The organism is Streptacidiphilus neutrinimicus (assembly GCF_000787815.1).
Taxonomy (GTDB): domain Bacteria; phylum Actinomycetota; class Actinomycetes; order Streptomycetales; family Streptomycetaceae; genus Streptacidiphilus; species Streptacidiphilus neutrinimicus.
This window is the reverse complement of the sequence record NZ_BBPO01000004.1, coordinates 217,544-223,694: the sequence shown is the minus strand read 5'-3', so window position 1 is coordinate 223,694 and position 6,151 is coordinate 217,544. Positions and strand designations below refer to the sequence as shown.

At 73.1% G+C, this 6,151-nt stretch carries 8 protein-coding genes; 4 read left to right on the top strand and 4 right to left on the bottom strand.

Annotated elements, in window-relative coordinates:
* Positions 1-911, bottom strand: a 911-nt coding sequence (locus TR48_RS05355; protein WP_042364669.1) for a pseudouridine-5'-phosphate glycosidase, incomplete at its 3' end; no start/stop codon positions are given.
* Between the two features lie 198 nt (positions 912-1,109).
* Here TR48_RS05355 and TR48_RS05350 point away from each other — a divergent pair.
* Together TR48_RS05350 and TR48_RS46225 are read left to right on the top strand one after the other, a co-directional pair.
* Positions 1,110-1,583, top strand: coding sequence for a hypothetical protein (locus TR48_RS05350; RefSeq protein ID WP_063770908.1), 474 nt, complete (start codon positions 1,110-1,112; stop codon positions 1,581-1,583).
* 182 nt (positions 1,584-1,765) lie between these two features.
* Positions 1,766-2,164, top strand: a complete 399-nt coding sequence (locus TR48_RS46225) for a helix-turn-helix domain-containing protein (protein WP_152627803.1) — start codon at positions 1,766-1,768, stop codon at positions 2,162-2,164.
* Between the two features lie 163 nt (positions 2,165-2,327).
* On the opposite strand, the gene TR48_RS05340 is transcribed toward TR48_RS46225, so the two are convergent.
* Complete coding sequence (locus TR48_RS05340; protein WP_042364668.1) at positions 2,328-2,888, bottom strand: hypothetical protein; 561 nt, start codon at positions 2,886-2,888, stop codon at positions 2,328-2,330.
* A complete protein-coding gene (locus TR48_RS05335; protein ID WP_152627802.1) occupies positions 2,885-3,457 on the bottom strand; it encodes a hypothetical protein in 573 nt (190 codons plus the stop codon). The genes TR48_RS05340 and TR48_RS05335 overlap by 4 nt, the downstream gene beginning before the upstream one ends.
* Positions 3,458-3,715: 258 nt before the next feature.
* Here TR48_RS05335 and TR48_RS05330 point away from each other — a divergent pair, with 258 nt between their 5' ends.
* Together TR48_RS05330 and TR48_RS05325 are read left to right on the top strand one after the other, a co-directional pair.
* Positions 3,716-4,789, top strand: a complete 1,074-nt coding sequence (locus tag TR48_RS05330) for a chitinase (RefSeq protein ID WP_052442409.1) — start codon at positions 3,716-3,718, stop codon at positions 4,787-4,789.
* A 136-nt stretch (positions 4,790-4,925) separates the two neighbouring features.
* Complete coding sequence (locus tag TR48_RS05325; protein ID WP_042364666.1) at positions 4,926-5,168, top strand: chaplin; 243 nt, start codon at positions 4,926-4,928, stop codon at positions 5,166-5,168.
* A gap of 83 nt (positions 5,169-5,251) precedes the next feature.
* Here TR48_RS05325 and TR48_RS05320 read toward each other — a convergent pair whose 3' ends face one another.
* Positions 5,252-6,112, bottom strand: a complete 861-nt coding sequence (locus TR48_RS05320; protein ID WP_063770907.1) for a YhjD/YihY/BrkB family envelope integrity protein — start codon at positions 6,110-6,112, stop codon at positions 5,252-5,254.
* Positions 6,113-6,151: the final 39 nt, after the last annotated feature.

Genomic DNA, 6,151 nt, shown 5'->3' with positions numbered 1-6,151 from the left:
GCCGCGTAGGCGACGGCGATCCGCGCCGCGAGGGCCGCGTTGCCGCGGACCGCGGCGAGGTTGGCCTGGAGCGAGGCGCCGCCGGTGTGCTGGACGAGGTGGGCGAGGAGGAACGGGGTGACGGCCTGTCCGGTCACGCCCTCGCGGCGGGCGGCGGCGAGGGCGTCGGCGAGGACGCGGTCGTGCAGGGCAGGGTCGAGTTGCTGCCCGGGGGGCACCGGGTTGGCGACGACGAGCGCCGAGCGGTCCGTGCCGAGGGCCTCCTGAGCGCGCATCAGCCGCGCGGCCTGCTCCGGGGTCTCCACGGTCCAGTCGACCGGCAGGCCGGAGCCGGTGAGGTAGAAGCCCGGGAACTCGGCCGTGCGGTAGCCGACCACGGCCACGCTGAGCGTCTCCAGCCGCTGCAGCGTCGCGGGCACGTCCAGGATGGACTTGACGCCCGCGCACACGACCGTGATCGCGGTGCGGGCGAGCAGGCAGAGGTCGGCCGACTCGTCCTGCTCGTTGACCCAGTCGCGGTGCACGCCGCCGAGGCCCCCGGTCGCGAAGACCCGCACGCCCGCGCGGGCGGCGAGGTGCGCGGTCGCGGAGACCGTCGTCGCGCCGCTCGCCCCGAGCGCGAGGGCCGGGGCGAGGTCGCGCACACCGAGCTTGCGCAGGCCGTCCTGGGTGCCGAGCCGCTCCAGCTCCACCTTGTCCAGGCCGACGCGGGCGACGCCGTCGAGCACGGCGACGGTGGCGGGGACGGCTCCGCCGTCGCGGACGATCTCCTCGAGCTCGAAGGCGAGGCGCAGGTTGTCGGGGCGGGGCAGCCCGTGGCTGATGATCGTGGACTCCAGGGCGACGACGGGCCTGCCCTGCTCCAACGCCTCGCGCACCTCGGCGGACGCTTGCGGCACGGTATTCACCATGTGGGTGATCCTGGCCCCGGACAACCCACGCGAAACCGGAGGAGTTTCCGAGTTCGTTCTGAACGGGCTTTGGGTTGCCTCAGGGTCGGACCCGAACACGTGCATGACATGGCGTCATCAACGAGAGTGGGAGGCGGGCACCGCCACCACTGGATGGGGTGCCTATGCCCGCATGCTCGCGAGTACGAGGAGGACGTCATGAACGACAGATCGACGGCGCAGTCCTGGGTCCGCGCCTGGGCCGCGGTGCTGTGCCTGGCCGTCGCCTGGATCCACGTCCAGGACCAGGGCGGCTTCCCGGGCGACAAGTCGCCCGGCTACGTCGGCGTCGGATACTACCTGCTGGAGGCGGCCGGCGTCCTCAGCGCCGTGGTGCTCACCTCGCGCAGCGAGCTGGGCGAGCGGGCGCTCGTCTGGGTCATCGCGGCCGGGGTCGCCGTCGGGCCGCTGCTCGGCTTCGTGCTCTCGCGCGGCCCCGGGCTGCCGAACTACGACGACGACCGCGGCAACTGGACCGAGCCGCTCGGGCTCGTCTCCGTCGCCGTCGAGGTGGTGCTGCTGACACTGGCCGCGCTGCGGCTGCGCGCCCTGCTGCGCCGCGACGGAGCCGCCCAGCACGCGCTGTCCTCGGGCCGATCCGCCGTCAGGGCCACCGACAGCGCGGCACCTTAGCATCAACACCCGTGCGGCGTTGCCGGATCGGCGAGACCGACGCGGCAGCGCCGCACGGGTGCAGAAGAGGTGCCAGCTCAGGGCGCGGCAGCGGGGGCGCGCGCCGCGCCGTGCTCCTGACAGTCGCACCCGACATGTACCGACCATAGGAATCGCATCGACGCTGCCTCGATAATGACGGCGTGGAACCGATGCAGACCCCGGCGGGACGGGTGGGCGAGGACCTCGGCGCGCTGCTGCGCCACGTCCTGGCCGAGAACCCGGGGCTGACGCAGAAGCGGATCGCCGAGCGGGCCGGCATCCCCTACGCCACGCTGAACGCCTGGGTGACGGGCCGTCGCGGCTCCGGCGGCCGAATAGCCACGGACGACCTCCGGGCGCTCGCGGACGCCCTGCCCGCCGGCTACCCGCCCGCCCGCGTCTTCGCCGCGGCGGGACGCCGCACCCCGGCGGATCTCGACGCGGAGCGGGAGGCGCGGCTGCTGGAGATCTACCGCGACCTGGACACCGACCAGCAGCGCGCCCTGGTGGAGATGGCCCGGGCCCTCGCCAAGCTGCCCCGGGGCCGCCGCGCGGGCTAGCGCGGACGGCACGGGCCTGCGAGGGCCGGCGGCGGCTCGCCGCCACCGGGTTCCGCGCAGGGCGGCCAGGGGAGACCGCTGCGGGTCCGCCGGACAGCGGGGCGCGCGGACCGGGCGTTCGCTCCCGATTGTCCCGCCTCGCCCTTCACGGGTCCCACACAGGTCACTCGGGTGGGAGTAGCGTCTTTCCCCCGGTTCCGTCCCCCGGGACGCGGCATCCGGCGCCACCGCGTCCTGCCCGCGCGTCCTGCTCCTCGTGAGGAGCCCTCGCATGTGTATCCGCATTCGCGTGGTGGATCTCGCGGCCCATGCCGTCGCCTGGGACCCGCTCGAGGTCTGCGTGCTGGTGCGCGACGGCCCCGACCCCGCGCTGACGCTCACTCAGGTCGCGGCCGTCCTCGGGGACCTCGGGGCGCGGCGGACCTGGTCGGGCTTCCGCTGCTTCTGCGGAGAGCCGGTCGTCCTGCCGCCAGAGCTCGGCGCCCACGCGGATGCCGACTGAGGTGGCGAGGTCGCGTTCCACGGAGGCGTGCAGCTCCTCCAGACAGGTGGCGAACCAGTCGCGGTCGCGCGCGGCCGCGGCGGGACGCAGCAGCTCGACGTCGCGGGCGAAGCGGCGCGTCCGCATCCGGTAGAGGTGCCAGGCGGAGAGGGCCCAGGTGAGCCAACCGAGTACGGAGAGCGCCGTCAGGACGACGAGCAGCCGGGCGAGCAGCTCGTTCATGACGCGTCCGCGGGGTCGGTGGGCTCGAACCGCTCGTCGGACCCGGCCGGCGCGCCGGGCCGGGCGTCGTCGACGGACACGCAGGCCTCCGCCGCAGACGCGTCCTCAGCGGGCTCGGCGGCGGGGGCGGTGTCCGCGGCGGAGACGGTGTCGGAGGCGTCAGCGGACTCGACGGCCGGGGCCGGGGGGTCGGCAATCGGCTCCGGCGGCCTCGGGGAGGGCATCGCCAGCGGGGACTCGTTGACGTTCCAGACCTGCACGCGGACGCGCTCGACCTCGGTGGCGAGCTCGCTGTAGACCACGGCCCGGGAGTCGCCGTCGCGGCGGCTGCGGGTGACGAGCCCGCCGAAGGCCTGCTGGTAGGCGCGGAGCTGCGCGTCGTCGGGATCGGGGTAGAGGTGGATCTGCAGCCAGGGCGCCGACCAGTGCTCGGCGGTGAACAGCTGCACGCTCTCGGGGCGTGGGACGCGCTGGAGCAGGTGGGCGAGCACCTGGCAGGCGTGCAGCGCCTGGGCGGGGAACGGGTCTGACGTGGGTGCTTCCAAGGGGCTGAAAACGGGTTGGGACATCTGACGGTCCTTCGATCGGTCCGTGAGGGGCCGGGAGGGGGCCCGGCGGGACGTCAACCTACGCGTAGATGTAGATGCGTTCCAGCCTTTCTCGGATTCGACGGAGCGCACGGCCGGGGCGCGCGCCCCCGCTCTGAGCACGCGCCGGACACCCCACCACGCCAGCACTGTTGACGACCCGTCGGCCGCCCGCTATATCTCTACGGGCACATGTCAGGAAGTAAAGTTTCCTAACCATTCGGATTTCGGAGGCCCCACGTGCGCCCCACCGCTCCCCTGTGTGCCACCGCCGCCACCTCGCTGGCCCTCCTGGCCGCGCTCGCGGCCACCGCCGCCCCCGCCGGCGCGTCGACCACCCACCCGACCGCGAACGCCCCCGCTGCGAGCCACCCCGCGACGACCGTCCCCACCCACGTCTTCGCGCCCTACGTCGAGACCTACACCGGCGACGACCCGGCCACCGTCGCGGCCGAGTCGGGCGCCAAGTGGGTGTCGCTGGCGTTCCTGCAGACCACCAAGAAGGGCTCCTGCACCCTGTACTGGAACGGCAGCGGCTCGCAGCCGATCTCGTCCTCGGTCTACGGCTCGTCCTTCACCAAGCTGCGCGCCGCCGGCGGAGACGGCATACCCTCGCTGGGCGGCTACACCGCGGACACCACCGGCACCGAGCTCGCCGACAGTTGCACCAGCGTCAGCTCCATCGCCTCCCAGCTGGAGAAGCTGATCTCCACCTACGACCTGTCCCGGGTGGACTTCGACGTCGAGCAGAACTCGCTCACCAACAGCGCCGGCATCGACCGCCGCAACAAGGCCATCACCGCGGTCGAGTCCTGGGCCGCGAGCAACGGTCGGCACGTCCAGTTCTCCTACACGCTGCCGACCAACGACAACGGCCTCGACTCCGGCGGCACCGCCGTGCTGAAGAACGCGGTGGCCAACCACACCCGGATCGACGTCGTGAACATCATGACCTTCGACTACTACACCGGCTCGTCCCACGAGATGGCGACCGCCACCGAGACCGCCGCGCAGGGGCTGGTCAACGAGCTCGGCACGCTCTACCCGACCAAGACCTCCGCCCAGCGCTGGGCCATGGTCGGGGTGACCGAGATGCCCGGCATCGACGACTACGGCAAGCCGGAGACGTTCACCACCGCCGACGCCAAGACGGTCTACACCTGGGCGCTCGGCAAGGGCGTCGACGAGATCTCCATGTGGGCCTCCGAACGCGACAACGGCGGCTGCCCCGGCACGGGCGGGTCCGACTCCTGCTCCGGCGTCAGCCAGTCGACCTGGTACTTCAGCCACACCTGGGAGCCCTACACCCACTGACGTCAGCCGACCGGGTGAAAGGGGACCGAGCCGCATGTCCTGGGGCCGCGGCCGCGCGTTGGCAAGAAGTCGACGCGGCGGCCAGCGGCGCCGGCAGGACCTGATCGATTCTCAGTTCCCGAAGGGACGACCTCACATGAGCAGCACCCAGCGTGGCCTCGCGGTGACGGCGGCGGCAGCCGGTCTTGTCGCGGCGGCCGCCGGTATGGCGACTGCCAGCAGCAGCGCGACCGGCGCGGCCACCAACTCCCCCGGTGCGATCTCCGGCAACCTGGTTCAGGTTCCGCTCCACGTGCCGGTCAACGTCTGCGGCAACACCGTGAACGTCGTCGGCGCGCTGAACCCGGCCTTCGGCAACGGCTGCGCGAACGCGGGCTGACCGAGGCCTGCCGGATCAACGGGCCGGGCCCGCGCGACATCTCGCGCGGGCCCGGTCCGTCCTGTCCCCCGCACCGCCGACCGTCAGGGTTCCGGCGGCGGGGCCGCGGGCGCGGGCGGCGGCACGCCCGAGGGGGGCGGCGCGTCGGCGGGCGGGGTCAGCGCCTGGCCGGCGAGGCAGCCGGCGTACAGGGTGTAGCCGACGCCGATGAGGAAGGACTGCACGATCAGGACCGTCCCGACGGTGCCGTAGGAGACGGCGTTCACGACCACCAGCGGCGCGAGGACGAAGCGTGAGAACAGCCGCAGCCCGGCGAGGGCCGTGACGGTCGCCACCGCGCCCGGCAGCAGCCGCGACCACGGGATCCGCGAGCCGAGCAGCAGCCACTGGAGCCACCAGAACAGCGCGATGCCGCCGAGCACCGACGCGCCGACGCGCAGCGCGGGCTGAGCCGCGGTGTGCTGGCCCGGCGTGCCGCTCCACTCGACCAGCAGGATGTAGCCGATCAGGCCGGCCAGGCCGACGGTCTGGCGCCAGGTGGTGTGCCAGGGGCCGCGCGGCAGGTTCCAGATCCGCTCGTAGGCGGCCTGGACCGACGCCATCAGCGAGATCCCGAAGACGGCGAGGGCGGCGAGACTGACGCCCGTGGTGGTGCTGAGCGTCTGGCGGCGCGTGGCGAAGAGCCCTTTGACGGCCTCCGCGCCCTTGCCGGAGAGGCCGAGCGCGTCGCTGACCCACTGCGCGATCCCGTTCCCGCGCGAGCCCTCCGCCGCCGCGATGACCACCAGCAGCGGGACGAGCGTGACGAAGAAGAGCGCGGCGAAGGCGAGAGAGCGCTGCATGATCTCCACATGGCGGCCGTGGTCCCACAGCCGCCGGAAGTAGGCGCCCCAGTAGGCGTTCGTGGTCCAGGGCTTGCGGTGCTGGTGCTCCTCGTCGGCCACGTCCCCCGATCACCTCCTCCGCGCCGCCGGTAGGTCCAC

Bases quoted from the DNA above. Each gene is read 5' to 3' on its own strand.
- TR48_RS05350 (WP_063770908.1), top strand. From the start codon at position 1,110: ATGAACGACAGATCGACGGCGCAGTCCTGGGTCCGCGCCTGGGCCGCG.
- TR48_RS05340 (WP_042364668.1), bottom strand. From the start codon at position 2,888: ATGAACGAGCTGCTCGCCCGGCTGCTCGTCGTCCTGACGGCGCTCTCC.
- TR48_RS05335 (WP_152627802.1), bottom strand. From the start codon at position 3,457: ATGTCCCAACCCGTTTTCAGCCCCTTGGAAGCACCCACGTCAGACCCG.
- TR48_RS05325 (WP_042364666.1), top strand. From the start codon at position 4,926: ATGAGCAGCACCCAGCGTGGCCTCGCGGTGACGGCGGCGGCAGCCGGT.